The sequence below is a fragment of the Streptomyces sp. NPDC045470 genome (assembly GCF_040646595.1).
Taxonomy (GTDB): Bacteria; Actinomycetota; Actinomycetes; order Streptomycetales; family Streptomycetaceae; genus Streptomyces.
Genome location: NZ_JBEZAN010000007.1, coordinates 78,043 through 104,544, shown reverse-complemented (window position 1 = coordinate 104,544; position 26,502 = coordinate 78,043). Strand labels below are relative to the sequence as shown.

Sequence of the window (26,502 nt, the reverse complement as noted above, 5' to 3'; positions counted from 1 at the left end):
CAGCCTCCGCGTCCCAAAGGGTGACCCCATGGCGTACGGGTTCACCGAGGACCGAAGCAGCCCGGCAACGGTCTGCGACAGGGCGGAATCAGCCCTTCCGTGATCCTTTGTGGCCAGTTCCGGCCTCACGCCACCACCCCCTAAGGCCGCTACATTCACCCCGACCGGACACACACAACCAGGGGGAAGTGGGCAACGATGCGCCCCAGCAGACCCGTCAGCCGCATTGGCAGACCACTCATGGCGGTGACCGCTACGGCGGCCGCCTGTGCGGTCACCGCCATGGGCCTCGCCGCCTCACCGGCTGCCGCAGCACCCACCACCACGACGGCGCAGACGCCCGCGCCCGGCGACACCTGTACGGCGGCCGACCTCGGCACACGCCACCCGTACATCAAGACAACCGAAGTCTCCCCGACGATCACCCACTTCAAGGGCTGGTACGTCACCGAGGGCACCACCGGCACCCAGACCGTCACCGCCACCACCCAGACGACCATCACGGTCTCCGTCGGCCTCAACGGCAATGTCGAGGGTGGTTTCGGCAACGAGGTCCTCGGCAAGGTCGGCGCGAGCCTGGGCCTGAACGTAAAGGTCGACTACACCTCCACCAGCACCGAGTCGAACGCGGTCACGTGGAACTTCAACCAGCCCGGCTACTACGGCGCCTACAAGGGCACCAAGAAGGTCACCGGAACCTACGGAAGCCTCAACTGCAACCGAGTCCAACAGAGCGGCGGGGCTTGGGCGTTGAAGTGGATCGAGGGGCCCGACGGCGGCAACTTCACCACCTACACCACCCTTGAGGAAGGCGCGGTGCGCTGCCAGGACAAGGTGCCCGCAGGCAGCATCATGGCCAAGGCGCAGTCCCTCCTCGACTGCGGCTCGGCCGCCGCGAAGGCCGAGCACCCGGCGGGTGCGGTGGCGCCGACGGCGAAGCAGATGCGGGACCGCGTCGTGCAGCGCCCGGCTCTCGCCGGCGGCACGTCCGCCGAACAGCGCGGGGCCACCGGACGTAGCGCGCGGGCCGCGCTCGACTGCCAGGCCGGCGTCTACAAGATCGCCGTACCGGGCAAGCCCCTGTCCTGGGGCGCGCCGCTCCTGGCGGCCGACGGTGTCCGCCTGCGGCCCTCGACGATCTTCAGCGCCCACCTGGACAACTGGCGCCTGTGCAACGTGACGGAGCGCAACGGGGTCCTTGAGGCGTCCCTGTGGAACTGGGGCAACGGCGGGTGCGCGACCATCGCCTCGCAGAACGCGGCCACCGATCGGGCGGTCCTGCAGACGACCACCTGCGCGGAGGACGACCTCCAGCGGTTCTACATCTACCGCGACGTACCCGGCAGCTCGAAGATCGGTGTGCAGAACAAGTACACCGGCTCCATGATGGGCCACGACCGGTACGCGGACGGGGAGTTCATACGCCAGTACTCCAGCGGCCGGCAGGACGGTACGGGCACGTACAGCCTGATCGCAGTCTGACGGCCCACACCCCGTGAGCGGCCCCGCACGTGCAACCCGGCCTACCGGTTGCGTGCGGGGCCTACGCGTCCCTGCTTCTGGGCCGGCCTTGGGGGGCCTGGGCGTGTTGCTCGATCGCCATGGCGTCGGGTGACCGGATTCCGGGGGCGGCGATGGCTTCGTGGCGGGAGGGGGGCCGGAACTGGCGGGCTGGCTGAAGCTGCTGCGCCGCAGGCGGAAAGCGTTTTCCGGGCTGGCTGGAAGGCGTCCGAGAAGCCCCGTTCAGAACAGCGATCTTCCGAGCGGTGCAGCAGGCGCATCACGGTCGCCAGGTGGACCGCGTTCTCCTGGCTGGCGGCCAGGTACTCGTAGTCCTTCGAATGTCGCCGGTAGCGGCCCAGCCAGGCGGAACTCCGCTCGATCACCCAACGGCGGGGAGCCACCGCGAACCTCGGCACCGCCCGTGGTGGAGCGTCGGCCCTGGCCCAGGTGCTGCGGAAGCCGCCGTCCTCGCGCTGGACGATCTGGATGGTGATCCCGGTCTCCTCGCGGACCCAGTTCAGGAAGTCCCGGCCGCGGTGGCCCTGGTCGGTCCACAGGTGCCGCAAGCGGGGGAACTTGCCCGCGCAGCGGGCCAGCAGCACGGCGGCGCCGTCCCGGTCGCTGACGTCGGCCGGGCTGACGCAGACTGCGAGCACCAGGCCGAGGGTGTCGGCCAGGAGGTGGCGTTTGATGCCCGGCATCTTCTTGCCGCCGTCGTACCCGTGCCGGCTGCCGCGTTCGGTGGCCCTGACGCTCTGGCTGTCCAGCAACCCGCACTCGGTGTCGGCTCCCGCCCCCGAACGGTACGTTCCCGAGCTCTGAGGGCCGCGAGGGCCCCTTCCCAACTGAGCACCTCCCCGGGGACGGGAACGACTGCAACCGAGGAGCTTCTCCGGGGAGAAACTGGGGAGAACGGAGCCCCGGTGGGGGCACCTGGGGAGAATCGGCTGCGTAAAGCTGAGCCGCCTGGGCGTTCGGCTCCCCGTTCGCCCTCGTCCTGGTGGCGAACGTGTGCACCGGTCTGTACGTCGGGTTCAAGCGGCGGGACTGGTTGTGGGCCACCACCGGGACAACCTCGTCTCACGTGCAGGATGTCGGAGTACCGTACGCCGGAGTCGCGTCGACGGGCGGGCGCGGTGGGCGCCGCGCCCGCCCGTCGCGGGGACTGTCGTGGTACGCCGCTCCGATGGGCGGCGGCGTGGCCAAGGTGTGGGTCAGTTGCCGCCCGGCGGCACCAGTTCGCCGTAGTCCTCGCGGTCGCCGCCGCGGTCCAGGTAGAGGTCCTCCGCCATCTTCCGCTGGACGGCCGGGACGTGGCGGGCGACCCAGAAGTAGCCGCGCATGGAGGCGAGGGTGGCCCGGCCGATGACCGGCTTGTGGATGGGCTGATCGCCGCCGGTCTGCTTCAGGGACTCCTTGACCGCCTCGAACCCGTACTGGACCATTTTGGCCTCGTAGGTGTCGACGGCCTTCAGGAGCGGGATGTCACCGCGGACATACTCGATCAGCAGCTTGCACAGCCGGGCCGCGTCGCGCAGGGAGGTGTTGGCGCCGACGCCCTGACCGGGGGTCATGGTGTGGATGGCGTCGCCGATGAGGGTGACGTTGCTGGCGCTCCACCGCGGGATCGGCACCGAGGTGCGGATGTTGATGGGGAAGGTGGTCTGCGGGTCGCCCATGCTGAAGAGCTTGCGCAGGTTGGGGCTCCAGTCGGGCGTCATGTCCAGAACGAGCTTGATGAGCTCCTCCGGCGACTTCTTCATGACACCCTCGGGGAATTTGTCGGTCGAGGCCCAGAAACCCCAGTTGATGTAGTCGCGGGTGTTGTCGAAGAGCAGCCCGGGCCACTGCTCGATGAGCGCCGCGTCGTTGCCGCCGATGCCGGACTTGACCCGGCCCTCCCGGTCCCAGCCGAACTCCATCGTGTGCAGGATGCAGCTGTACCCCTTGGGGGCGACGACCAGGCCGATGCCCTGGTGGACCTTGTAGGGCAGCAGCGCCTTGGTCTCCGGGGTGAGCGGGACCTTGGCGGTGATGGAGATGATGTTGGCGTCCTGCACCCGGGAGTGCGGCAGGTACTGCTTGCGCACCCGCGAGTTGGCGCCGTCGGCGGCGACGAGCAGGTCGCCGGTGGCGTTGGTGCCGTCGTCGAAGTACGCGGTGACGCGGCCGTCGGACTCCTTCTCGTAGTGCGTGAAGGTCTTGCCGAAGTGGACGTCGTCCTCGATGCCGGTGAGCAGCACCTGCCGGAGGGTCATCCGGCTCACGGACCTCTCGTTGTTGACGGGGTCGTCGCTCTCGACGATGTCCAGGGTGACGCTGGGGGTGAGGTCCTCCTTGAGGAAGCTGAAGTACTTCGGCGCCCGGGCGCAGGTGGCGAGGAAGGTGTCGAACAGCTCGGGCGGCAGCAGGTACTTCAGCGCCCGGCTGCCGTCGGGGTTGATGCCCACGCGGTAACCGTGCAGGCCGGAGCTGCGGGTCTGCTCGCGCTCGTAGACCGCGAAGCTGATTCCGGCCCGCTTGAGGCCGTGCGCCAGGGCCATGCCACCGGTGCCGCCACCGATGATGAGGACGTGGAACGGTGAGTCGGTCATGTCGGGTTGTTCCCCTCAGGTGTCTTGCGGGTGTATTGCGAGTGCGTTACTGGTCTCTGCGGTACTGCGGGTGGTACGGGAAGGGGTACGGGGCGGTTCTCCCTGGCGGGTGCCGTGCTGCGTAGCGCGGTGTTGTGTTGTGTGGTGTTGTGCTGCGCGCGCGGGCGGAGTACGGGCCGGGTACGGCGAGCCGGCGTCAGGACTCCCCCGCGCAACTCATGCCCGATGAACGGCCGGTCACGTCAGCAACACTGTGGTTTTAGAGGGACTTGAGCATCCCGGCGTCGATGAGCCAGTCGCCACCCGTGGCGCCCGGGAGCCGCTCGGAGGCCAGGAGAACGACCATCGCGGCGACCTCCTCCGGGTCGATGAAGGCCCCCGTGGTCAGGCGCATCCGACCGGGGACCGCGGCCAGCCGCTCCTCGGTGCCGGGGTCCGGACGCTCCAGGCGGTGCGGGTTGACCCACGCGTCGGTGAGGACCGGACCCGGCGAGACGGTGTTCACGCGTACGCCCCGCGGGCCGAACTCCTCGGAGAGTGCCTTGGCCAGGTTGACCAGGGCGGCCTTCATCGCGCCGTACTCGGTGAGGAACGGCAGCGGCAGTTGTGCGTTGACCGAGCCGATGTTGACGATGGCGCCCCGGCTTTCCAGCAGGGCCGGCAGGGCCGTCCGCACGGCCCGTACGGTGCTCAGGAGGTTGAGGTCGAAGCTGGCCCGCCAGTCCTCGTCGGCCAGTTCCAGGAAGCCGGTGGCGGGCGTGGTGCGGCCGCCGACGTTGTTGACCAGGATGTCCAGGCCGCCGAAGGTGTCGACGGCGCGGCCGACCAGGCGGGCCGGCCCGTCGGGCGTGGCGAGGTCCACCTCCATGGTGTGCGGGGTGGCGTCGCGCAGGGCGGCGCTCTCGCTGCGCGTGCCTCCCATTACTTGCGCTCCTTCGGCGGTGAGTGCCCGAGTGACGGCCAGGCCGATGCCGCGTCCGGCGCCCGTGACGACGGCCCGCTTGCCCTGCAGCTTCAGATCCATGACGGCTCCTCGCGGTGCTCGTGGGGGTGGGGTGCGGGAGTTCCCGCCGGTCGATCGTTGCCACGGACTCTCGACCGTGGCTCGAACGGGAGCGGGTGTCGCGGGTGTACGAGCCGGGCGGATCGGGGCGGGCCGGCCGGGCCGCCGGTTCAGGCGATGGTGAGCCGGTTGGCGCCGGAGTCCAGCGTGATGTCGTAGCACCCCGGTGTCGACTCGACCGGCTCCGCGCTGCGCCAGTCGGCCTCGGTGCGGGTGCCGGCCCATTCGCCGTCCAGTGAGAGGCCGGTGAAGCCGGTGTCGCCCCGCAGGGTGGCGCGCACGGAGGGCGGGCGCACGATCGTCGTCTTGCGGACACCGCTGCCGAAGTGCACGGCCACGGTGCGTTCGGTGTGCGGCAGGACGAAACGCGCCTGGGTGAGCCCGCCGGTGACGGTCAGCGAGAGCAGCGGCAGACCGGTCAGGTCGGCCTCGATGTGCGCGGCCGGGCCCTGGACCTCGATGTGCCAGGCGATGAGCGGGCTCAGGGTCACGTGCGCCGTGCGCCGGGCCAGGTCGAAGGGGTGGACGGGGCCGCGCCGGCGGATCGTGATCGTGCCCTTTCCGTCGTCCTCGACCAGCGAGTCCCGGCCGCCGAACTCGGTGCTGCACGGCTGCGGGGTGGCACCGGCCGAGACGTCGGCGACATCCAGCGTGAGGTGCTGGACCTGAGGGACGAAGACGAGTCGGCCGGTGGGGGTGGTGTCCATCGGAGCTCCTTTCACCGCACCAGACGTCCGTCTGGGCAAAAATCGTGTAAGCCGAGGTTCTAGTAGCTAGATTCCCTAGCCACTTAGAACTCTACGGAGCAGTTCGCTAGAATGTCAAGAGACCCGGGGAGAGGATCGGACGTGACAGTGGAGAAGGTTCCGGAGCAACGGCCTGAGCGGGCCGCCGCCGACGACGGGCGGGAACGGCTCATAGAGGAGTTCGGCACGGTCATGCAGGAGTTCCAGCGCTCGGCCGACACCCTCGACCAGCAGGTCGCCGACCGGCTCGGGCTCAACCGCACCGACCTGCGCTGCCTCGACCTGCTCTTCGGGCCCGCCCCGATGAGCCCCAGCGAGCTCGCCACCGCCGCCGGGCTGACCACGGGCGGCGTCACCACCGCCATCGACCGTCTGGAACGTGCCGGCTACGCCACCCGCGCCCGGGACACGGCCGACCGTCGCCGGGTCATCGTGACGCCCACCGAGAAGGGCTACGCGATGGTCGCCGAGATCTTCACACCCATCGCGCGCGAAGGGGCGGAGTACCTGCGCGGGCTCGACGCGGACACCCTGGGCGAGATGGTCGCCTTCCTCCGCTTCGCCACCGGCCAGCAGCGGGATCACGCCGCGCGCCTGGCCAAGGGGGACTGAGCCCCCACCGCGCGGCACGGGCTGCCGGTGGCGGACGACGCCCGGCCTCACCCGCCGTACGGGAGTTCCTGTCCGTACGCCACGCACACATACGTCGGCCCCGGCCCGCTCGTACCGTCGCCCCCCGCGGGGGTGGCTTCGGTGCGAGCGGAGCCGGGGCCGGCCGTGCGTCGCGGATCAGTCCTCTTCCAGTCCCTCCACCCGGATGGAGCGCGTCGGGCAGCTCCTCCTGGCGCGGAGCAGCTCGCGGGCCAGCTCGGCGGACGGGTGCGGATCGAGGACGACGACACAGCCGTCCTCGTCCTGGCCGAAGACCTCCGGGAGCCGGTTGACGCACAGATTGCTGGTCACACAGGTCTCGTTGTCGGCAATGACGGTCAGACCGGCCTCGGGGCCGTCCGGAGTGCCGGTACCGGGCATGGCAGCCTCACCACTTCACGGGGATCTCGGCGTATCCGGCGAGGAATCCGCCCACGGGACGGACCAACTGCTCTCCCGGCACCGCGAGAGCCAGGCCCGGGAAGCGGCGCAGCAGGCCCGCGGTGGCCTCCTGGAGCTCCATACGGGCCAGGGCCGCGCCGGCGCAGAAGTGGATGCCCGCGCCGAAGGTCAGGTGGTGGTTGTCCTCGCGCCGTATGTCGAGGGTGGTGGGGTCGGTGAAGACCTCCTCGTCCATGTTGCTCTCGACGGAGAGCAGGACGGTGCTGCCCTCGGGGACCACCGTGCCGTCCTGGAGGGTGATGTCCTCCAGGGCGTAGCGCAGCGAGCCGAGCGAGGTGCCCATGATCTGGTAGCGCAGCAGCTCCTCGACGGCCGAGGGGACGAGCGAGAGGTCGGCCTTCAGCTCGGCGGCGACCGCGGGCCGGTGCAGCAGGACGGCCATGCCGGTGCCGATCTGGGAGGCCGTGGTGACGTATCCGGCGATGAGCAGGGTCTTGACCCAGTGCTGGAGCTGGTGGTCGGTGAGCTTGTCCGGGTCCTCGGCATTGACCTTGATCAGGTCGCTGATCAGGTCGTCACCGGGGTCGGCCCGCTTGGTGGCGATCAGCTCGGAGAGGTAGTCCCAGTACTGCACGCGGCAGCGCTCGACCTCCTCGTCCGACAGCTTGCTCACGGACAGGTAGCCGTCGATCAGGGTGCGGAACTTGCCCCGGTCCTGCGACGGTACGCCCAGCATGTGGCAGATGACGAGGATGGGCAGCGGGAAGGCGAACGCCTCCATGAGTTCGGCCTCGTTGCTCCCGTCCGCCTCCATGGCGTCCAGCAGATCACCGGTGATCTGCCGGACCACGGGGCGCAGTGCCTCCAGCCGGCGGTGGCTGAAAGCTCGCATGACGATGCCGCGCTCGACGAGGTAGCGCGGCGGGTCGTTGTCGATCTCGGGGTCGGCGAAGAGGTCGTTGCTGGCGGAGATCCGGGAGACCGGGTGACGGGCCCAGTTGCGGCTGAGCCGTTCGTCGGCGTACAGCCTGCGGACGTCCTTGTAACGGGTGACCAGGACCGCGGGGTCACCGCTGGGCAGCGTGATATCCAGCAGCGGACCCTCCCGCATGGAGCGCCAGTCCGTCGGGACATCAGGCGCGGGGGCCCACGGGAAGGGGTAACTGACCGGGCACTTGGAGCTCACCTGACACCTCTCTCGGCTGCGGGGCTGTCGTGCGCAGTCTTGGAAAGAGCACTGGTGCCCGGCTCAACGCCCGGTGGAGCCGGGCCGGCCGGGGCCCGGCACGGGACGACCGCGGATCGAGCGGTTCTCCATCCGGCGGTGCGAGATTCCGTTGCGGACAGGTCCAGGGACAGGGCGGCGAAAGGGAGTACCGGTCATGACGGGCAGCGCTTCGGACCTCGGTACGGCGGCGGGCATACTGCGCCTCGGCAATCGGTTCTGCGACGCGAAAGCGCTGCTCACCGCCGTACGCCTGGATCTGTTCACCGTTCTGGACGACGGACCGGCCACGGTCGGCGAGCTGCGCGTACGGCTCGGACTGCACGGGCGGGGCCTGGCCGACTTCCTCGCGCTGCTCACCGCCCTGGGTTTGCTGCGGCGGGACGCCGACGGGCGCTACCGCAACTCCGACGCCGCCGCCCGTCATCTCGTCACCGGCCGTCCGGAAGCGGTCTGCGGTTTCCTGCACGGCGCCGACCTCAACCTCTACCCCGTCTACGGCAAGCTCACGGAAGCGCTGCGCACGGGCCGGCCGCAGGCCGAGGGCGACTATCTGGGCATGCTGCGGGACCCGGTCGCCACCGGCCACTTCGTACGCATGATGGACGGTGTCACCGCCGGGCTGGGCGAGCCGGTGCTCGCCGCGCTGGACGGCGTGGACTTCGGTTCGGTGCTTGACGTGGGCGGCTGCCGCGGGCATCTGCTCGGCCAGGTGCTGGCCGCCCGCCCGGACCTGCGGGGGCACCTCTTCGACCTGCCGCAACTGGAGCCGTTCTTCGACGCGTACATGGCCGGGACCGGCCTCACGGGGCGGGCTGTCTTCCACGGCGGCGACTTCTTCCGCGACCCGCTGCCCCCGGCGGACGTCCTGATCTACGGCCATGTCCTGCACGACTGGGACGCGGCCCAGCGGCAGCGGCTGCTGAAGGCGGCGTACAAGGCGATCCGCCCGGGCGGCGCGCTGGTGGTCTACGACCGGATGCTCGGCGAGCAGCCGGACGACACCGAGAACCTGGTCGCCTCGCTCAACATGCTCCTGCTGACCGAGGGCGGCGGGGAGTACACCCTCGCCGAACTGACCGAGCAGGCCCGCGCCGCGGGCTTCGCCGCACCGGAGCACCGGCCGCTCGCCGACTTCGACACGCTCGCCGTCTGCCGCAAACCCTGACCCGGACCGCACCCTCGCGCCCTCCTTCCGGCGCCGCGGACCACCGCACCGACACCTCAAGGAGACGTACGTATGAGCCGTTCCCTCTCGGATCAGCCGACCTCGGCCGAGTACCTGCCCATCATGTTCGGTTTCGCCCTCTTCCAGATCGGCGGGGCCGTCTCCCGGCTCGGCATCCCCGACGCGCTCGGCGACTCCGCGAAGACCGCCGCCGAGCTGACCGAACACACGGGCGCCGACCCCGACTTCTTGCACCGGCTGCTGCGGGCCGCCGTCCCGGCCGGGCTGCTGTCCCAGGACGGTCAGGGCCGCTTCGCGCTGACCCCGCTCGGCGGTATGTACCGCAGTGACTCGCCGCTGCACGGCGGCCCGCTGGACGCCATGCACGGCGCGCCCGAGGTCTGGCAGGCATGGGGCGCGCTCGAACAGTGCGTACGGACCGGCAGGCCCGCCTTCGACCTGGTCCACGGGCACGGCCTCTTCGAACACATGGTCCGGACACCCGAGCACGCGGAGGTCTTCCACGCCGCGATGGCCGCCGGCAGCGCGGTGCAGGTGCCCGCCATCGTCGAGGGGGTCGACTTCACACGCTTCCGCCGGGTGACGGACGTCGGCGGCGGGAACGGCACGCACCTCGCCGGAATCCTGCGCGCCAACCCGGAGGTGCGCGGCACCGTCTTCGACACACCCGACGGGGTCCTCGACGCGCCCCGCGTGCTCAAGGAAGCGGCGCTGGAGGACCGTTGCGACGTCGTCTCCGGGTCGTTCTTCGACTCGGTGCCCGCCGGGGCGGACGCGTACCTGCTCAAGAACATCCTGCACGACTGGGACGACGACTCCTGCCGCCGCATCCTCGGCAACTGCCGGGAGGGCCTGGCGCCGGGCGGCCGGATCATCGTCTTCTCCTCGGTGCTCGCCGAGGGCCGGCACGACGAGGACCCGGGTGACGCGCTGGGCGCCGCGCTGATGGACATCGAGATGATGACGGTCACCACCGGGCGCGAGCGCACCCGCAGGGAGTTCGAGGAGCTCTTCGCGGGCGCCGGGCTGAAGCCGGCCGGACTCACACCGCTGAAGTGCCCGTTCCTCTATTACGCGCTGGAGGCCGTGCCGGTCTGACGTACGGTCGCGGAGGCGGACCGGCGGGCGGCCCTGAGGGGGGCCGCCCGCGGGCCCCGGCCGGACGGGGACGGCGGGCGGTCCCGGGCCCCGGCCGCCTCACAGTGGCACGTTGCCGTGCTTGCGCTCCGGGAGGTCGGCGTGCTTCCCGCGCAGCGCGGCCAGCGCCTCCACCAGCACCCGACGGGTCTCGCCGGGGTCGATGACGTCGTCGACGAGGCCCCGCTCCGCCGCGTAGTAGGAGTGCATCAGTTCCGCCCGGTACTCCTCGGCCAGGCGGGCCCGGGTCGCGTCCGGGTCGTCGGCGGCCGCTATCTCGCGGCGGAAGATGACGTTCGTCGCGCCCTCCGCGCCCATCACCGCGATCTCGTTCGTCGGCCAGGCGAAGGACAGGTCGGCACCGATCGAACGGGAGTCCATCACGATGTACGCGCCGCCGTACGCCTTGCGCAGCACGACGGAGACCCGTGGGACGGTCGCGTTGCAGTACGCGTACAGCAGCTTCGCGCCGTGCCGGATGACACCGCCGTGCTCCTGGTCGAGGCCGGGCAGGAAGCCGGGGACGTCCACCAGGGTCACCAGGGGGATGTTGAACGCGTCGCAGGTGGAGACGAAGCGGGCCGCCTTCTCGGACGCGTTGATGTCCAGTACCCCCGCCAGCACGGCGGGCTGGTTGGCGACGAAGCCCACGGACTGGCCGCCCAGCTTCGCGAGCGCGCAGACCACGTTGCGTGCCCAGCCCTCGTGCACCTCGAAGAACTCGCCGTCGTCGACGATCTCCTCGACGACCTCGCGCATGTCGTAGGACCGGGACGGGTCGGCCGGGACGAGGGCGGTCAGCGCGTCGGTGCGGCGCTCGACCGGGTCGGTGACCGGGACCTCCGGTGGCAGTTCCCGGTTGTTGGCGGGCAGCAGAGACAGCAGGAAGCGGACGTCTTCGATGCAGTCGGCCTCGTCGTCGTAGACCAAGCCGGCGACCCCGGAGACGTTCGCGTGCACCCCGGCGCCGCCCAGCCCGTCCTGGCTGATCTCCTCACCGGTCACCGCCTTGACCACGTCCGGCCCGGTGAGGAACATCTGGGACGTGCCGCGGACCATGAACACGAAGTCGGTCAGCGCGGGGCTGTAGGCCGCGCCGCCCGCGCACGGGCCGAGCACCACACTGATCTGCGGGATGACGCCGGAGGCGCGGGCGTTGCGCCGGAAGATGCCCCCGTAGCCGGCCAGGGCGGTGACACCTTCCTGGATACGGGCCCCGGCCCCGTCGTTGAGGCCGACGAGCGGGGCCCCGGCGGACAGCGCGAGGTCCATGATCTTGTGGATCTTCGCGGCGTGTGCCTCACCCAGCGCGCCCCCGAAGACACGGAAGTCGTGCGCATAGGCGAAGACGGTCCGACCGTGCACCCGGCCCCAGCCGGTCACCACCCCGTCCCCGTGCGGCCTGCGGTCCGCCATGCCGAAGCCGGTGCTGCGGTGCCGCCGCAGCGGCTCGGTCTCCGTGAACGACTCAGGATCGAAGAGCAGTTCGAGCCGCTCCCGCACGGTGAGTTTGCCCTTGGCGTGCTGGCGCTCGGTGGCACCGGGGTCGGGCCCCCGGCGCACCTCCGCCTTCAGGCGGCGCAGTTCCGCGGTGGACCGGCGCAGGTCGGGCCGGGGCGCGGCGGCCAGGAGTTCGTCGAAGGTCGTCATTGCGCGACCGTAGGAGCGGCGCCTCAAAGGGTGCTGAAGGCGGGCTGGAAAGCCGCTCGTCCACCGGTCGGCACCCGTGCCACGACCCCGGCCAGGCGGCGTGCGCCCGGCCGGGGTCGTGGCACGGACTCTCAGTCCGCGCCCGCGGCCGCCAGGTCCGGCACCGTGCCGCCGGAGAGCACCGCCTGGTGGAGCCGCTGGAGGAACGGGGAGGGTTCCAGGCCCAGCTCCGTGACCAGGGTGCCGCGCAGCCGTTGGTACGCCTCCAGGGCGCGCCACGAACCGCTCGAACGGTGCAGGGCCAGCATGAGCTGGGCACAGAACCGCTCATGCATGGGGTGACGTGCCGTCAGAACACGGAGTTCGGGCACGAGTTCGGCTTGCCGCCCGAGGTGCAGGTCCGCTTCGATGCGGCATTCCAGGGCGGCCATCCGGCTCTCCTCCAGGCGCAGCGCTTCCAGTTCCAGGATGCTGCCGGCCCGTACGTCGACCAGCGCGGGCCCCTGCCACAGAGCAAGGGCCCGGGAGAGCATCTGGGAGGCGGTGCGGTAGTCCGCGGCGTGGAAGGCCGCCCGTCCGCCGGCGACCAGTTGCTCGAACTCCTGGACGTCGATCCGCCCGGGCCGCACCCGCAGCAGATATCCGCCGAACCGGGTGACGAGCACGTCCTTGGCGTCGACGGCGGGGTTTCCGGCGAGCGCGACCCCGATCTTGCGGCGGAGCTGGAGGATGTACGTCTGCAGCGTGGTGGAGGCGCTGCGCGGTATGCGCTCGCCCCAGATCTCCGCCATCAGGGTCGGTACCGTGACGACGTGGTCGGCCTGCAGCGCCAGCATGGCCAAGATCTGCCGGGGCTTGGCCGCGCTGGGTACCACCGGGACGCCGTCCTCGTGTGCGGTCAGCGGGCCCAGTAACGTGATGTCCATTGCGCGCTCTCCCCTCCTGGTTCACCTCGCACGGTCCAGGCCCCGGGGTGCGGCCACCCGGAACCTGTCGATCAGGGTGGCATCAAGGTCACCGGGCGCCCAGTGACCTTGACACGAACCCGGACATGAGATTTTCACACTCCGCCGATGACACGGGCAGACACTCGCCGCTCCGGGCCGGGCTCGCTCACCGGGCCTGCCGCACCTACGGAGCCGGGGACGGCCACGCCCCGGCGAACGGACGGCGGCTTACAGGTGACCTCTGGGAACCCCGCCCCTTATCCAACCGACCGAATTTGCATAACCAAAGCATCATAACTGCCTATTCTTTCGGCCAAGTTCTCATCATCCGGGTAACGTATGCGCGGGTCTTCGCGCCCCGCTGCGCCATCTCACGAGGAGGCACCGCATGGTTGACCCTTTTCGACGAACGGCTGCCAAAGCCGCCCCCCTCGATACGGGGGCCAGCGGAAGCAGGCATCATGCCTCGTTAGGACAGGAGGTGGACGACCAGCCGTTACGCGTCGCCCCCGGGGGTGAGATTCCGGCCCTCCACGTGGCCAGAATCATCACCGTCATTGTGCTGTGCGGCTACACAGCCGTCCCTCTCCTCGATGTTCTCCGGGATGATCCACCCCTAAACCTTCTGCTAATGTGTACAGGTTCGGCAGTCGCACTCTTCTTCTTGCAATTGCTGCACAGCACGCCACGGGCCCGCCACTGGCCGTTGCCGCTGAAAACCCTGACCCTCACTGTCCAGTCCGTCCTGACATTCCTCCCATTCCTGTGGCTGGACATCACCTGGTCGGGCATGAGCGGCATTCTCGGCGCCTCGCTGCTGCTCATGCTGCCCGCGCCGCTGTCCTGGTTCCTCTTCGCACTGGTGACCGCGGTGGTCGACGGCTACGCGTTCGCCCTCGGACTGCCGGCCGTCGCCGAGCTGTACACCCCGCTCACCACGCTGCTCACCGGACTCGTGCTGTACGGGCTGACCCGGCTGACCGACCTCGTGCACGAGGTCCATTCGGCGCGTACGGCGCTGGCCCGCATGGCTGTCGCACAGGAACGTATGCGCTTCTCCCGGGACGTGCACGATCTGCTGGGCTACAGCCTGTCCGCGATCACACTCAAGTGCGAGCTCATCCACCGTCTGGTGGTGACCAGTCCGGCCCGCGCCCAGGAGGAGGTGACCGCCGTCCTGGGGGTGTCCCGGCAGGCCCTCGCGGACGCCCGGCTGGTGGCGCGGAGTTACCGCGAGATGTCCCTGGCGGACGAGGCCGAGTCGGCCGCGACGGTGCTGGCCGCGGCGGACATCCGGGTCACCCTGGACCTCTCCTGCGGCCGGCTCCACCCGGCCGTGGACACGGCGCTGGCGACCACCCTGCGCGAGGGGGTCACCAACATCCTCCGGCACAGCAAGGCCCAGTCGTGCAGCATCACGGCGGTCCGCAAGGACGACACCGTCTGGCTCACGCTCGTCAACGACGGGGTGGTGGGCAAGGACCGGCCCGCCGGCTCCGACGGCAGCGGCCTGAACAACCTGGGCACCCGGCTCACCGCCATCGGGGGCCGCGTCACCTCGGGGGTACGCCGCGACGGACGTTTCCACCTGGAAGCACATAGTCCGGTCCGGCCCGGCGCGTTGTGCCCGGAGCACGGATAATCTTCACCGCACGGCCGGAAGAACCGCACGTTCGATCGGGGGACATCCATGCTGTCGGTGAGAATCCTGCTTGCCGAGGACGTGCACATGATCAGGGGGGCGCTCGTCGCCCTGCTGGAGCTGGAACCGGACCTCGAAGTGGTCGCCTCTCTGGACCGCGGCGACACCATCGTGGAGACCGCGCTGCGCACCCGCCCCGACGTGGCCGTCATCGACATCGACCTGCCGGGCGCCGACGGCATCACCGCCGCGGCGGAACTGCACCGGCGGCTGCCGAGCTGCCGGGCACTCATCCTCACCAGCCTCGGCCGCCCCGGCACGGTCCGCCGGGCGCTCAGCGCGCACGTCGCCGGTTTCCTGCTCAAGGACGCTCCCCCCAGCGACCTCGCCAGGTCCGTCCGGTCGGTGGCGGCCGGAGAGCGGGTCGTCGACCCCCAACTGGCGCTGTCCGCCTGGGAGGCGCAGGACTCACCGCTGTCGCCGCGGGAGACCGAGGTGCTCCGGCTCGCGGCCCGCGGCGCCGACGCGGCCGACATCGCACGTACCCTCTTCCTGACCAGGGGAACCGTCAGCAACTACCTCACCGCGATCGTCACCAAGCTCAACGCCCGCAACCGGATCGACGCCATCCGCGCCGCCGAGGAGGCGGGCTGGATACCGTGACGGCCGCGGTGTCCGGGGCCGGGCGGTCACCACCTGACCGCTCCCTCGGCGAGCGGCCGGGCGTCCAGCGCGGAGAGCACTCCCGCCAGGTCCGCCGCGCCGCTCCCCGGCCCGTCGCACACCGGGAAGCAGCTCGGCCCCGCCGCCCCGCCGATCCGGCGCACGTACGGGGTGAGGACGGCCTTCGGCGCGATCTCCACCACGTGGGTCGGCGCCTCCCGGCACAGCATCAGCCGTACGGCCTCGGCGAACCGTACGGGCGAGGTGATCTGAGCGGCCCAGTAGTCGGCACCCAGCGGCTCCGCCCACCGGCAGCCGTACACCGTCGAGTAGTAGGCCGTCCGGGGCCGCTCCGAGACGATCCCGGCCGCCAGCGCGCGCATCCGCGGGACCGCCGGTGCCATCAGCGGCGAATGGTAGGCGTGCCCGGTGGGCAGCAGCCGGCTGGCGACGCCCGCCGCCGACAGGGCGTCGCGCGCCCGGACCAGGGCGTCGCGCCGGCCGGAGAGCACGGTGGCCCGGGCCGCGTTGACCGCCCCGACGTACACCCCGGGCTCCGCGGCAGCCGCCAAGGCCTCGCCCGGGTCCGCGCAGACAGCCAGCATGCCGCCCCCGCCCGGCAGCCGCTGGGCGCCCGCACCGCACAGTGCGGCCAGCGCCGCCGCCTCGGCCAGCGGCAGGGCCCCGGCGATCACGGCCGCCGCCAGTTCCCCCACTCCGTGGCCGACCACCGCGACCGGCCGCACCCCGGCGTCCAGCAGGGTCCGGGCCAGGGCATAGCCGACGGCGAACGCCACCGGTGGCGACAGCGCGGCACGGTGCGGGCCCGGACCGCCGTCACGGATCAGCCCGGCGACCGAGCAGCCGACGTGCGGCCGCAGCGCCTCGTCCGCCTGGTCCAAGCAGGCGCGGTACGCGACGGATCCCCGGAGGAGGCCGCCCGCCACGGCGGGGTGCGGACCGCCCGGCCCGCCGAGCACGAAGGCCGGGCGGATCCAGCGGCCCGTGTCCCAGCGGACCCGGCGCGCGGTGAGCTGGTACGCCAGGGCGCCCACGGAGGGGTACGCCCAGAAGTCCTCGGGGTCGAGCAGCGGGCCGAAGCCCTCCTCGATCTCGCCGAACAGGCCCAGCATCGCCACCGAGTCCAGTCCGCACTCCGCGAGGGGCGTCTGGGGGCCGATCTCCCGGGACGCGTAGCCGGAGATGCGCCGGATGAGCCAGTGCAGCGGGTCCGGCTCGTACGGTCCGCCGCGTGGTGGTGCCTCCACGTGTGCCCCCCTTCGCTTGCCGCCCCCGCGGGTCTCACCCGGCCAGGGCGGCGGATCCGGTGCTGAGGTCGCCGTCGAGCCGCTGGTGCAGCGGGCGGATCCGGCCACGCAAGAACAGGTCGCGCATCGCCGATCGCTCCACCTTGCCGCTGGTGGTGCGGCGCACCGTGCCCGGGCGGACCAGCAGCACCCCGCCGACCCGGACGTCGAACTCCTCGGTGAGGCAGCGCTCGACCTGGGTGGCGAGGGATTCGAGGTTCACGTCGAAGCTGGTGCGGGTGCGCAGCTCCTGGACGACCACGACCCGCTCCCGCTCCCCCGGTACACCGAACGCCGTGCCGGGCCCGAACAGCGCGCTGACGCGCTGCACCGTGCGCTCGACATCCTGCGGGTAGAGGTTGCGTCCGGCCACGACGATGACGTCCTTGAGCCGGCCGGTGACGAAGAGCCGGCCGTCGCGCAGCGCGCCGAGGTCCCCGGTGCGCAGGTAGCCGCCCTCGCCGTCCGCCGTGACGGCCTGGAAGGTGCGGGTGGTCTGGCCGGGGTCGCGCCAGTAGCCGCGCGCCACGCCCCCGCCGCGCACCCAGATCTCGCCGATCCGGCCTTCCGGCAGTACGGCTCCGGTGTCCGGGGCGACGATGCGGACGTCGCAGTCGGCGGCGGTCCCGCAGGACGCCAGGCGGCGCGTCGGCCGGCCCGGTACGGGGGCGCGCCACAGGTTGCGCTCCAGGGCCTCGGCGTCCACCGCGCACTCGTCGTCCGGCTCCTTGTCCCGGCAGCCGGAGACCAGCAGGGTGGCCTCGGCCAGCCCGTAGCACGCCGAGAAGGCCTCGGGGCGGAATCCGGCAGGGGCGAAGCGCTCGGTGAAGTCCCGCAACGTCGCGGGCCGTACGGGCTCGCCGCCGGAGACGGCGGTCCGCCACCTGCTCAGGTCGAGTTCGGTCGCCTGTTCGTCGGTGACCCGGCTCACGCACAGCCCGTACGCGAAGTCGGGGGCGCCGCTGACGGTGATCCCGTACCGGTCGATGGCCTGCAGCCAGCGCACCGGGTGGCGGACGAACGTCTCGGCGGGCAGCATCACCGAGGTGCTGCCCAGCCACAGCGGGTGCAGCAACTGGCCGACCAGGCCCAGGTCGTGGTGGAGCGGAAGCCAGCCGCCCAGCCTGGTGCCCGGTTCGGTCTCCAGTGCCTCGTTCATCGCCCGCTGGTTGGCCAGCAGGTTGGCGTGGGTGACGACCACCCCGCGCGGGCGGCCGGTGGATCCCGAGGTGTACTGGAGGTAGGCGACCGTGTCGGGCTTCAGTGCCGGGGGTCGCCAGGGGTCGGCGGCGGGCACCACGTCGGCGGGCAGACAGAGCGTGCCGCCGTGTCCGCACTCCGCCAGCATCCGCGACATCTCGGGGGCAAGCGCGGCATCGGTGAGCGCCACGCACGGCGCGGTGTCGCGGACGATCCCGGCGATGCGCTCCGTGTGGTGGGCCCGTCCGCCGCCCGGCGGAGCCGGTACGGCGACGGCGCCCGCGTACAGGCAGGCCAGGAAACTGACGGCGAACCGGTGGCGGGACCGGTGCAGGAGCAGCACCCGTTCGCCCGCGGCGCCGTGGCTCTGCAGCCAGCCGGCGAGCCGGCGCGCCGAGATGTCCAGGTTCCGGTAGGTGACCGTCTCCGGCTGCGGCCACTGCGCGCCGTCCGGCAGCAGGAGCAGGGCTTCCCGGTCCGGGTCCGCCTCGGACCGGGCCAGCATGACGTCGGTGAAGGTGCGGTATGCGGTCAATGCGTCCCCCTCGCGAGTAATGCCTCGGTGCTGTCCTCGAACGCGGGCCGGTGGTCCGGCGGCGCGCACGTCCGGGCCGCGGCGCGCAGCGGTCCGCGTCGGCCGGTGGTGGCTCGACGGCGGCTCATGGCGCGGACCAGGACACCGCGGAGCGGCGCCGGGAGGGCGTGCTGCCCCAGGAGGCGCGGCGTGGGGCACCGGCGGTCCCCGGACGGCCTGGCGCCGCTGGGAAGGGCGGCCCCGCGGCGCTCAGCAACGATGTCAGCACGGCGGTCAGGGCGGCCAGTTCGGCGTCGTCGGGGTGACCGCGGAGCACGGTGAAGAGGGCGTGATCCGGCATGGCGCCAGTCTGTGCCGATCGGCTCGAACACCGGTGGAACTCCGCCTGCGAAACGCTTGAGCCGGTCCATCGGGGTCAGCTCCGTCCGCCGACGGTCCGCGCCCGCTCGAAGGCGAGTCCGGATGCCAGGTGGCGCAGTCGCCGCTCGCCTTCGAGGAAGCGGTCACCGCGCGTCGCGGCGTCGCACGACGTGGCGCTGTCCCACCAGATGAGGCCGAGATAGGCACGCGGCTCGACGGTGTACCGCAGCAGCAGGCAGCCTCCGCACCCGGGGTCGTTCAGGAAGCGGCCCGCCAGGGCGCCGAATTGCGCTTCGAAGGCGGCCGCCGGTCCGGACAGCGTCACCCGTACCAGCAGCGCGTGTACGGCTCCGGCCATGGCGGGACCGTCGCCCAGGTGCCCGACCGCGACCGCCTGCCCGGGTTCGACGGCCGCCAGCTCGCCGAGCCGGTCCAGCCGAGCGCAGGCCGCGTCCGAGTGGACCGCGCCGAACAGATGCTCGGGCGACTGCCAGGAGGCCAGGTGGAGGTAGGCGCCCGGGCGGTCCAGGGACCGCAGGAGCACCTGGTTCCTCAAGCCCGTCACGAGGTTCCAGGCGCGTACCTGGTCGGCGAGTTCGTCCTCGAACTCCTGCGCGCCGCGTTCGTCGCCGAGTACGAACCGCACGACGGAGGCGACCTGCCGGCCCCGCTCCCCGCCCAAGGCGGCGGGAGACGGCTCGCGCCCCTTCCCGCTTGGGACGTTCCACATCACTGCGTATCTCCCTCTCGGAACCCGGTGATCGCCACGAACCGGAGGGATTGCCCTCCGGTATCCGGAACCAGCAGGCGCGGGACCAGGCGGCACCGGCGGCGCGGCAGCTCACGCGCGGGTGCCGCCGGGCCCCACCGCGAGGTTTCTTCGAGGTCCCGTCGAGCACCGCTTGCCAGGCTGCCGCGCCCGAGCCGTAGCCGAAGGGACCGACACCATGCCACGTACCGACCGTTCCGCCGGACCGCGACCGGCCGGCGTGCTGCGCAGCCTGCTGCGTCCGGTGGCCCGCGCCCTCGTCATGTACGGCTGGCTGTGGCTGCCGGGCGTACCGCCCCAGGAGTGCTACGGCGCCACCTGGCCGTACGGGCGCGAGGACCCGGCACGGCCGGTGCGCGCCGACAAGTCCAGCACGGCCGACTTGAGCGGCCCTTGACCGCGGCGCGAGGCCGCGGGCACCGCGCGGGGGCGGCAGCCGCGTGACGGGGACGGCGGACAGCGACGGGAGGCGGAGACCATGACCGTGGCCACGACCGACACCGGGCCGGGTCCGGCGGAGGGGGCCGGGGCCGCCCGGGCCGCCGAGGCCGCCGTGCGGGAGCGCGTCGCCCGGCTGGAGCGCGGCTTCGGGGACCTGGACGACCCGGGCAACCCGCTGGGCACCGAGCAGTTCGTCCGGGCGGATGCCGAGCGGCGGCTGCTGCCGGCGGCCGAGGCGCTGCTGGACGGCTTCCGGCTGCAGGCCGAGATCGTGCCGCGGGAACTGGGCGGCAGGCTGGGGCGGCTCGATGTACTGGCGCGGGTGCTGCGGGCGGTGTTCCGGCGGGACGCGGCGCTGGGGCTGGCCTGCGGGACGGGCCCGTACCTGGCCGCGGCGGCCGTGTGGGCCGGGGGCTCGGCGCGGCAGCGCCACCGCACCGCGGACCTGCTGCTCTCCGGGGGCCGGATGGCCTGCGCCTACCCGCAGCCGGCCGAGGGCAACGCCTTCCTGCACAACGGTTTCACCGTTTCCCCGGACGGTGCCGGGTACCTGCTCGACGGCCGCAAGGAAGCACTCAACAACGCTGCCCGGGCGGCGTCCCTGCTGCTGTTCGCGCGCGTGGACGAGCCCGGCGGGGGCGGTCACCGCGCCTTCCTGATCGACGCGCCGCAGGCGGACGCGCCCGGATTTCGGCTGCTGCCCCGGCGGTCCACCACCGGCGTCCGCGGCTGCCTCGTGCACGGCCTGGAGTTCACCCGGTACCCCGTGACGGCGGACCGGCAGCTCGGCCCCGGTACCGGTACCGGTGCGGAACTGGCCGCCCGCGCCTTCCCCGTCATCCGCAGCACCGGCCCCTCGATGGCGCTGGGGTGCGCCGACACCACACTGCGCACGGCGGTCGCCTTCGCTCGCGCCCACCGCGCCCGCAGCCGGGCGTCGGTGCGCGCGCCCCGCACCCGTCAGGCGCTCCAGGACGCGTTCAGCGACCTGCTGCTGTGTGACGCGCTGGCGCTGGTGGCCACCCGGGCGGCGCATCTGCTGCCGCGCGAGAGCGCCACCCTGAGCGCGGTGGCGAAGTACCTCCTGCCCATGTTCCTGACCGAGTCCGCTTACGACCTGTCGGCGGTGCTCGGAGCGGAGTCGTATGCGCGGCAGGGCGCGTACGCGGTCTTCCGGAAGGCGCTGCGGGACCTGCCGATGATCGGTCTCGGCCCCGTGGGCAGCGAGGCGAGCCGGGCGGCCGTCGCGGACCGGCTGCTGCGGCTGCCCGGGCTGCGGCCGCCACCCGTGGGGGCGGCCGGTGCGGCGCTGTTCCAGTGGCACGAGCCGGGGCTGCCCGCGCTGCGGCCGCGGGAGTTCGTCCTGCCCGCGGAAGGGGACTCCTTGGTGGGCGGCCTGGAGGAGACCGTCGAGCGGGCCCGCGCGGCAGGCGGCGGCGAGCTGGACCGGACGCTCGCCGGATACGCCACCGCGCTCGGCCGTGAGCTGGACCGGCTCCGGCGCGACTGCGCCCTGCTCGGCCGGTCCGGCGGCCCCGCGCGCCCCCGGGTGTACGCGCTGGTGGACCGGTACGCGCTGATCGCCGCGGGCGCCGCCTGCCTGGGCGTGTGGCGGTACCGCACCGGCCCGGACGACGGCCTGCCGGCCGGGCCGGCCTGGGCGGTCATGGCGCTGGCGCGGGTCCTGCGCAGGCTCGACCCGGCGGCGCCCCGGCCTCCCGCGTCGGCCGCGGAACCGCTGCTCACCGAACTGCTGAACCGTTTCGACGACGCCCGCAGCTTCGACCTGTACGCGACTCCGATCGGCCGATGACCCCGATCGTACGGCGCCCCCGATCGGACGACGACGAGGAGACGGCGATGCCCCGCCCACCCCGTGTACCTCCGCCGGGCACCGTGCGCCCCTTGGACGGGCCGCTCCCCGTCACCGACGCCTCCTGGCAGCCGGTGCGCCGGGAACTCCGTTCCACCGGCGCCTCGGTGGTCTACGGGGCCGTCGCCGACTGGCTCCCCGCCGACCTCGGTGACCACCGCATCGCGGCGGCGCTCGGCCAGGACCACGCGCGGCTCCGCCACCTGACCAGGCCCCAGGTCCGGCGCCGGTTCGTGGCGTCCAGACTGCTGCTGAAGACGGCGGCCGGCGCGGTTCTCGGCGCCGCCCCCGAGGAACTGGATCTGGCGTACAAGCCCGGCGGACGTCCATACCTGCGCGGCATCGACCAGCTCGACGTGAGCCTGAGCCACACCGAGGACCTCCTCGTGGTGGGGCTGACCCGGCACAGTCGCATCGGGGTGGACGTGGAACGCGCCGACCGGCGGATGCTGGGCCTGGGCACCGAGCGCCAGGTGTGCACCCCGTACGAACTGGAGGCACTGCGCCGTGTCGCGGAGGACCGGCGCAACGGCGAACTGGTGCGGCTGTGGACGCTGAAGGAGGCCTACAGCAAGGCGATCGGCCAGGGGCTGCGCTTCCGGTTCACCGAGTTCGGGTTCGGTGCCCGGGGCGGACGGATCCGGCTGCTGCGGCCGGACGGCTCGCCCGGCGTCGGCGAGGAGTGGGACTTCGGCAGTTGGCGGGTGTCCGGCCGGTTCACGGTGAGCGCGGCCGTGCACGACCCCGGGTTCGGCGACCGGCCGGAGCCCGGCGGGCGGCCGCCCTTCGGTGCCGCTTCGACCGGGCCGCTGCCGCTTCCCGACCGCGGTTCCACCGCTTGTTGAGCGCCGTTCCAGGAGATGCGGTGACTCTCGTTCCGTCTCGCCTGCCGACATGGCACGGAAAGGAGATACGGTGCGTGCTCTTCTCGGATTTCTCGCTGCGCGATGGCCCGACGACAGCTCGGCCCGCCGGCTGCTGTGCTTCCACCACGCCGGTGCGGGGGCCATGGCCTTCGCCGGGTGGCAGCGGCGGGTCGGCCCGGGCGTGACGGTCCTACCGGTCCGGCTGCCCGGCCGGGAGTCGCTGCGGCACGAGGCCCCGGTCACCGAGGCGGCGACGCTCGTCGAGGCGCTCACGCAGGAGCTGGGGCCGCTGCTGGACGCGCCGTACGCCTTCTACGGGCACAGCCTGGGGGCCCTGGTGGCCTACCGGTTCGCCCACCACCTCATCGAGGCCGGGCACCGAGGGCCGGAGTTGCTGGCGGTCGGCGCGTGTCCGGCGCCGCAGTCGCCCTCCCGGCTGCTGGCGGGCGCGGCGGCGCCCGGCCCCACCGACGAGGAACTGGTGGGTCTGCTGGTCGACGGCGCGAGCGTGCCCGAGGCGATGCTCGCCCGCCGCGGGTGGCTCCGTGCGACGGTCCGCACCCTGCGGGCCGACCTGCGGCTGGCCGCCGGTCTGCGCGAGACGGCGCCGGCCACCCTGCCCTGCCCGCTGTGGGCGTTCGCGGGGACGGACGACCCGCTGGTCGGCGTCGCGCAGGTCGGTGCCTGGCGGCACTGCACGACCGCGCAGTTCCGCCTGCGGACCGTGTCCGGCGGCCACTTCTTCGTCCGCGGCCGGGAGGCGCCGCGGGCCGTGGCAGAAGCGCTGCACACGGTCATGCCCGTGCCCCGTACCGCCTGAAAGGTTCGTCAACAGATAGGGGATCCGCGGATGGACATCAGCGTACTGGGGCCGTTCAGAGCGGTTCAGTCGGGCGTGTCGGTGACACCCACCGCCGTCAAGCCCCGCAAGGTGCTCGCCCTGCTCGCTCTGCAAGCCAACCAACTGGTCTCGACCTCCTCACTCGTGGAGGAGGTCTGGGGGGAGTCACCGCCGCGCAGCGTGCAGACGACCCTGCAGACCTACATCCTCCAACTGCGCACTCTCATCTCCGCCGCCCTCGGTGAGGACCGCGCGGGACTGCCGAACGGCGCGAAGAGCGTCCTGGTCACCGAACCCGGCGGTTACCTCCTCGACACCATGGGCGGGCTGGTCGACGTCCAGGAGTACGAGGCGCTGGCCACGGCCGGCCACCGGGCGCTGGAACAGGGGGACTGGGGCGGCGCGGCGAGCTGCCTGGGCCGGGCGCTGGCACTGTGGCACGGCCGGGCCCTGGTCGACGTGCAGTGCGGTCCACTGCTGGAGGTGGAGGTCACGCGCCTGGAAGAGTCGCGGATGAGCGTCCTTCACGCGCGGATCGAGGCGGACCTGAGGCTGGGCCGCCACCATGAGGTCATCGGTGAACTGTCCGGGCTCGCCGCCCGCTACCCCCTGCACGAGGGGGTCCACGGACAGCTCATGGTGGCGCTGTACCGGGCGGGGCGCCGCGGTGACGCCCTCAACACCTACCGGCAGTTGCGTGCCGCGCTGGGCCAGCACCTCGGCCTCGACCCGTCGCCGGGCATCGAGGACCTCCAGCAGGCGGTGCTCGACTCCTCACCCCTGCTCGGCCTGGACGGCTCCCTGCCGCTCGCGCGCCTGGTCCGGGCCGGCTGACCCCCGGCCCGTGCCCGAGACTCCGCCCCCCGCCCGGTCCTCCCCTTCACCGCGCACCGGGCTCTGACCGCTACCCGAGAAAGGAACACGGACGATGAGCGACATCTCGCTGGCCGAACTCAACGAACTGCTGCTGGAGTGCGTCGGGGCACCGGAAGAGGGCATGAGCCTCGACGGTGACGACGCCCTCGACACGCCGTTCCTGGAGTTCGGCTACGACTCCCTGGCCCTGCTCCAGGTCACGGGCGTCATCGAGCGCCGCCACGGCATCGCGCTGAACGACGACGCGGTGGCCGAGGCCGTGACGCCGCGCCTGCTGCTGGACCTCGTGAGGGAAGCGCCGCGCGCCGGAGCGGCCCGGTGACCACCCCGGCTCCCCGCTCCCCCGGACCGCCCGCCCCGGGAGCCGGCTTCGGCGGCCGCCGGGTGGTGGTCACCGGCGGCACCCGTGGCATCGGCCGGGCCGTCGCGCTGGCCTTCGCCCGGGCCGGCGCCCGCCTCGCCGTCGTGCACCGCGGCGGCGGCGAGGCGCCCCGGCAGGCTGCCGAGGAGCTGACCGCCCTCGCGGGCACACCGCCGGTCCTGGTGCGGGCCGACGTCACGCAGGCGACCGGTGCCCGCACGGTGGCGGACGCGGTGGGTGAGCACCTCGGCGGCGTGGACGTGCTGGTCAACAACGTGGGGGTGGACGGCCACGCGAGGTTCGAGGACCTCACCGAGGCGGAGTGGCACCGGGTGCTGAACCACAACACCACCTCCGTCTACCAGGTCACCCACGCGCTGGCGGGGCAGCTCGCGGAGGGCGCCTCGGTGGTCAACATCGGCGCCTCCGTGGGGCTGCGCGGGCGGCCCCTGGGCGTGCACTACAGCGCCTCCAAGGCGGCCCTGGTCGGTTTCACCCGGGCGCTCGCCAAGGAGCTGGGCGGCCGGGGCATCCGGGTCAACACCGTGGCCCCCGGCGTGACCGCGGCCGGTCCCGGCACCGGCCCGCCGCCCCCGGTCGCCGAGCGGATCGCCGCGATGACGGCGCTCGGCAGGCTGGGCCGTCCCGAGGACGTGGCGGGCGCGGTCCTGTTTCTCGCCGGCGACGCGGCCGCGTACGTCACCGGTGTCACTCTCGACGTAGACGGAGGAATCTGATGCCTTACGCCGCCATCACCTATCGCGTGAAACCGGGCCACGAGGAGGAGATCGCGGAGATCTTCGCGGGCTTCCAGCGGGTCGACCGGCCGGAGTTCGCCGGAGAGTCCGGCGAGCAGGCGGGCCGGCTGCTGGGCACGGCCGTGTTCCTCAAAGACGACGTGCTGGTACGGGTCATCCACTACGAGGGGGACTTCTCCGCCGTCGGCCGCCACATGGCCGCGCAGAAGGGCGTGCACGTCCTGGAGGAGAAGCTCGCCCCGTACCTGGCCGAGCGCCGGGACACCCGTTCCGCGCAGGACTTCGCCGCCTACTTCCGCGACGCGACGATGCGCTCGATCGCGCAGCTCACCGTCGACACCCACCCCACCGCGACCCGGGCGTCATGACCGGTGTGCTCGGCGTCGCGGCGCTGCTGGGCAGCGGCATCACCGCGGGGGTGCTGTTCGCCGTGGCGTTGAGCGTGCTGCCCGCGCTCTTCGCCATGGACACGGGTACGTACGTGTACGCGCACCAACTGCTGGGACGGAACTGGGATCCCACCATGCCGGCCATCGTGCTCGGCAGCGCACTGGCCGACGGGGTGCTCGCCGCCCTGGCGGACGGTACGGCGCGGCTGCTGTTCGTGCTCGCCACCGTACTGCTGGTGGGCGTGTCGGCCGTGTCGCACCTGTGCAACGTGCCGATCAACCGACGGGTGAAGGCCGTCACCGACCCCACGGCGCTGCCCCCGGACTGGCAGGACCCGCGGCCCCTGTGGCGCCGCTGGCACCTGCTGCGTACGGTGCTCGCCGTCCTGGCCCTGGCGGTGACGGCCGCCGCGGTGAACGCCGCCTGACCTCTGCCGGGGCCTGTCGTCACCGCGGCCGGGGCCCCGGCACGGCAACGCCTTTGGCCCTCCCGCGCGCCAGGTGCGGAAGGGCC

Annotated in this window: 27 protein-coding genes; 15 read left to right on the top strand and 12 right to left on the bottom strand. The window is 72.4% G+C overall.

What is annotated here, in order from left to right:
* The first annotated feature begins 240 nt into the window (after positions 1 to 240).
* The gene (locus AB0A97_RS21575; protein ID WP_361152273.1) at positions 241 to 1,482 is read left to right on the top strand and encodes a hypothetical protein; all 1,242 of its coding nucleotides are present in this window, start codon (positions 241 to 243) and stop codon (positions 1,480 to 1,482) included.
* A gap of 41 nt (positions 1,483 to 1,523) precedes the next feature.
* Here AB0A97_RS21575 and AB0A97_RS21570 read toward each other — a convergent pair whose 3' ends face one another.
* The 4 genes from AB0A97_RS21570 to AB0A97_RS21555 form a co-directional block, all read right to left on the bottom strand.
* On the bottom strand, positions 1,524 to 2,348 hold the full coding sequence (locus tag AB0A97_RS21570; RefSeq protein WP_361152270.1) for a transposase: 825 nt from the start codon (positions 2,346 to 2,348) through the stop codon (positions 1,524 to 1,526).
* Between the two features lie 369 nt (positions 2,349 to 2,717).
* Entirely contained in the window at positions 2,718 to 4,097 is a 1,380-nt protein-coding gene (locus AB0A97_RS21565) for an NAD(P)/FAD-dependent oxidoreductase (protein WP_361152267.1), read from the bottom strand.
* Positions 4,098 to 4,356: 259 nt separating this feature from the next.
* Positions 4,357 to 5,121 carry an SDR family oxidoreductase gene (locus AB0A97_RS21560; RefSeq protein ID WP_361152264.1) on the bottom strand — a complete coding sequence of 255 codons (765 nt, stop codon included), beginning with the start codon at positions 5,119 to 5,121 and terminating at the stop codon, positions 4,357 to 4,359.
* 149 nt (positions 5,122 to 5,270) lie between these two features.
* Positions 5,271 to 5,867, bottom strand: coding sequence for a hypothetical protein (locus AB0A97_RS21555; RefSeq protein WP_361152261.1), 597 nt, complete (start codon positions 5,865 to 5,867; stop codon positions 5,271 to 5,273).
* 141 nt (positions 5,868 to 6,008) lie between these two features.
* On the opposite strand from AB0A97_RS21555, the gene AB0A97_RS21550 reads away from it, so the two are divergent.
* Positions 6,009 to 6,518 (top strand): MarR family transcriptional regulator, encoded by a 510-nt coding sequence (locus AB0A97_RS21550; RefSeq protein WP_361152257.1) that lies wholly within the window; start codon positions 6,009 to 6,011, stop codon positions 6,516 to 6,518.
* 177 nt (positions 6,519 to 6,695) lie between these two features.
* On the opposite strand, the gene AB0A97_RS21545 is transcribed toward AB0A97_RS21550, so the two are convergent.
* On the bottom strand, positions 6,696 to 6,938 hold the full coding sequence (locus AB0A97_RS21545) for a ferredoxin (RefSeq protein WP_361152254.1): 243 nt from the start codon (positions 6,936 to 6,938) through the stop codon (positions 6,696 to 6,698).
* A gap of 7 nt (positions 6,939 to 6,945) precedes the next feature.
* Positions 6,946 to 8,070: a cytochrome P450 gene (locus AB0A97_RS21540; protein ID WP_361152251.1), complete on the bottom strand. Its 1,125-nt coding sequence runs from the start codon at positions 8,068 to 8,070 to the stop codon at positions 6,946 to 6,948.
* 271 nt (positions 8,071 to 8,341) lie between these two features.
* On the opposite strand from AB0A97_RS21540, the gene AB0A97_RS21535 reads away from it, so the two are divergent.
* Both AB0A97_RS21535 and AB0A97_RS21530 read left to right on the top strand, forming a co-directional pair.
* Complete coding sequence (locus AB0A97_RS21535) at positions 8,342 to 9,352, top strand: methyltransferase (protein WP_361152248.1); 1,011 nt, start codon at positions 8,342 to 8,344, stop codon at positions 9,350 to 9,352.
* Between the two features lie 72 nt (positions 9,353 to 9,424).
* Positions 9,425 to 10,471, top strand: coding sequence for a methyltransferase (locus tag AB0A97_RS21530; RefSeq protein ID WP_361152245.1), 1,047 nt, complete (start codon positions 9,425 to 9,427; stop codon positions 10,469 to 10,471).
* A gap of 99 nt (positions 10,472 to 10,570) precedes the next feature.
* Here AB0A97_RS21530 and AB0A97_RS21525 read toward each other — a convergent pair whose 3' ends face one another.
* A complete protein-coding gene (locus tag AB0A97_RS21525; protein WP_361152242.1) occupies positions 10,571 to 12,160 on the bottom strand; it encodes an acyl-CoA carboxylase subunit beta in 1,590 nt (529 codons plus the stop codon).
* 131 nt (positions 12,161 to 12,291) lie between these two features.
* Positions 12,292 to 13,086: an AfsR/SARP family transcriptional regulator gene (locus AB0A97_RS21520; protein ID WP_361152239.1), complete on the bottom strand. Its 795-nt coding sequence runs from the start codon at positions 13,084 to 13,086 to the stop codon at positions 12,292 to 12,294.
* A gap of 652 nt (positions 13,087 to 13,738) precedes the next feature.
* Here AB0A97_RS21520 and AB0A97_RS21515 point away from each other — a divergent pair.
* A complete protein-coding gene (locus tag AB0A97_RS21515; protein ID WP_361152236.1) occupies positions 13,739 to 14,749 on the top strand; it encodes a histidine kinase in 1,011 nt (336 codons plus the stop codon).
* 48 nt (positions 14,750 to 14,797) lie between these two features.
* The gene (locus tag AB0A97_RS21510; protein ID WP_361152233.1) at positions 14,798 to 15,412 is read left to right on the top strand and encodes a response regulator transcription factor; all 615 of its coding nucleotides are present in this window, start codon (positions 14,798 to 14,800) and stop codon (positions 15,410 to 15,412) included.
* A gap of 26 nt (positions 15,413 to 15,438) precedes the next feature.
* Here AB0A97_RS21510 and AB0A97_RS21505 read toward each other — a convergent pair whose 3' ends face one another.
* The 4 genes from AB0A97_RS21505 to AB0A97_RS21490 form a co-directional block, all read right to left on the bottom strand.
* Positions 15,439 to 16,680, bottom strand: a complete 1,242-nt coding sequence (locus tag AB0A97_RS21505; protein WP_361152230.1) for an acyltransferase domain-containing protein — start codon at positions 16,678 to 16,680, stop codon at positions 15,439 to 15,441.
* Positions 16,681 to 16,714: 34 nt separating this feature from the next.
* On the bottom strand, positions 16,715 to 18,454 hold the full coding sequence (locus AB0A97_RS21500; protein ID WP_361152227.1) for a fatty acyl-AMP ligase: 1,740 nt from the start codon (positions 18,452 to 18,454) through the stop codon (positions 16,715 to 16,717).
* 124 nt (positions 18,455 to 18,578) lie between these two features.
* Positions 18,579 to 18,794: an acyl-CoA carboxylase subunit epsilon gene (locus AB0A97_RS21495; RefSeq protein WP_361152224.1), complete on the bottom strand. Its 216-nt coding sequence runs from the start codon at positions 18,792 to 18,794 to the stop codon at positions 18,579 to 18,581.
* Between the two features lie 75 nt (positions 18,795 to 18,869).
* Positions 18,870 to 19,544 carry an antibiotic biosynthesis monooxygenase gene (locus AB0A97_RS21490; protein WP_361152221.1) on the bottom strand — a complete coding sequence of 225 codons (675 nt, stop codon included), beginning with the start codon at positions 19,542 to 19,544 and terminating at the stop codon, positions 18,870 to 18,872.
* Between the two features lie 217 nt (positions 19,545 to 19,761).
* Between AB0A97_RS21490 and AB0A97_RS21485 the strand changes: the two genes are divergently transcribed.
* From AB0A97_RS21485 to AB0A97_RS21445, 9 genes are all read left to right on the top strand, one after another.
* Positions 19,762 to 19,980 (top strand): hypothetical protein, encoded by a 219-nt coding sequence (locus AB0A97_RS21485; RefSeq protein WP_361152218.1) that lies wholly within the window; start codon positions 19,762 to 19,764, stop codon positions 19,978 to 19,980.
* Positions 19,981 to 20,061: 81 nt separating this feature from the next.
* Complete coding sequence (locus AB0A97_RS21480; protein WP_361152215.1) at positions 20,062 to 21,837, top strand: acyl-CoA dehydrogenase family protein; 1,776 nt, start codon at positions 20,062 to 20,064, stop codon at positions 21,835 to 21,837.
* Between the two features lie 92 nt (positions 21,838 to 21,929).
* The gene (locus AB0A97_RS21475; protein WP_361152212.1) at positions 21,930 to 22,742 is read left to right on the top strand and encodes a 4'-phosphopantetheinyl transferase superfamily protein; all 813 of its coding nucleotides are present in this window, start codon (positions 21,930 to 21,932) and stop codon (positions 22,740 to 22,742) included.
* Positions 22,743 to 22,812: 70 nt separating this feature from the next.
* Complete coding sequence (locus AB0A97_RS21470) at positions 22,813 to 23,583, top strand: thioesterase domain-containing protein (RefSeq protein WP_361152209.1); 771 nt, start codon at positions 22,813 to 22,815, stop codon at positions 23,581 to 23,583.
* Between the two features lie 30 nt (positions 23,584 to 23,613).
* Entirely contained in the window at positions 23,614 to 24,438 is an 825-nt protein-coding gene (locus tag AB0A97_RS21465) for an AfsR/SARP family transcriptional regulator (RefSeq protein WP_361152206.1), read from the top strand.
* A gap of 94 nt (positions 24,439 to 24,532) precedes the next feature.
* On the top strand, positions 24,533 to 24,802 hold the full coding sequence (locus AB0A97_RS21460) for an acyl carrier protein (RefSeq protein ID WP_361152203.1): 270 nt from the start codon (positions 24,533 to 24,535) through the stop codon (positions 24,800 to 24,802).
* On the top strand, positions 24,799 to 25,578 hold the full coding sequence (locus AB0A97_RS21455) for an SDR family oxidoreductase (protein WP_361152200.1): 780 nt from the start codon (positions 24,799 to 24,801) through the stop codon (positions 25,576 to 25,578). The genes AB0A97_RS21460 and AB0A97_RS21455 overlap by 4 nt, the downstream gene beginning before the upstream one ends.
* A complete protein-coding gene (locus AB0A97_RS21450) occupies positions 25,578 to 25,967 on the top strand; it encodes a SchA/CurD-like domain-containing protein (RefSeq protein ID WP_361152197.1) in 390 nt (129 codons plus the stop codon). Before AB0A97_RS21455 ends, AB0A97_RS21450 begins: the two co-directional genes overlap by 1 nt.
* A complete protein-coding gene (locus tag AB0A97_RS21445; RefSeq protein WP_361152194.1) occupies positions 25,964 to 26,416 on the top strand; it encodes a DUF1772 domain-containing protein in 453 nt (150 codons plus the stop codon). Before AB0A97_RS21450 ends, AB0A97_RS21445 begins: the two co-directional genes overlap by 4 nt.
* The last annotated feature ends 86 nt before the right edge of the window (positions 26,417 to 26,502 follow it).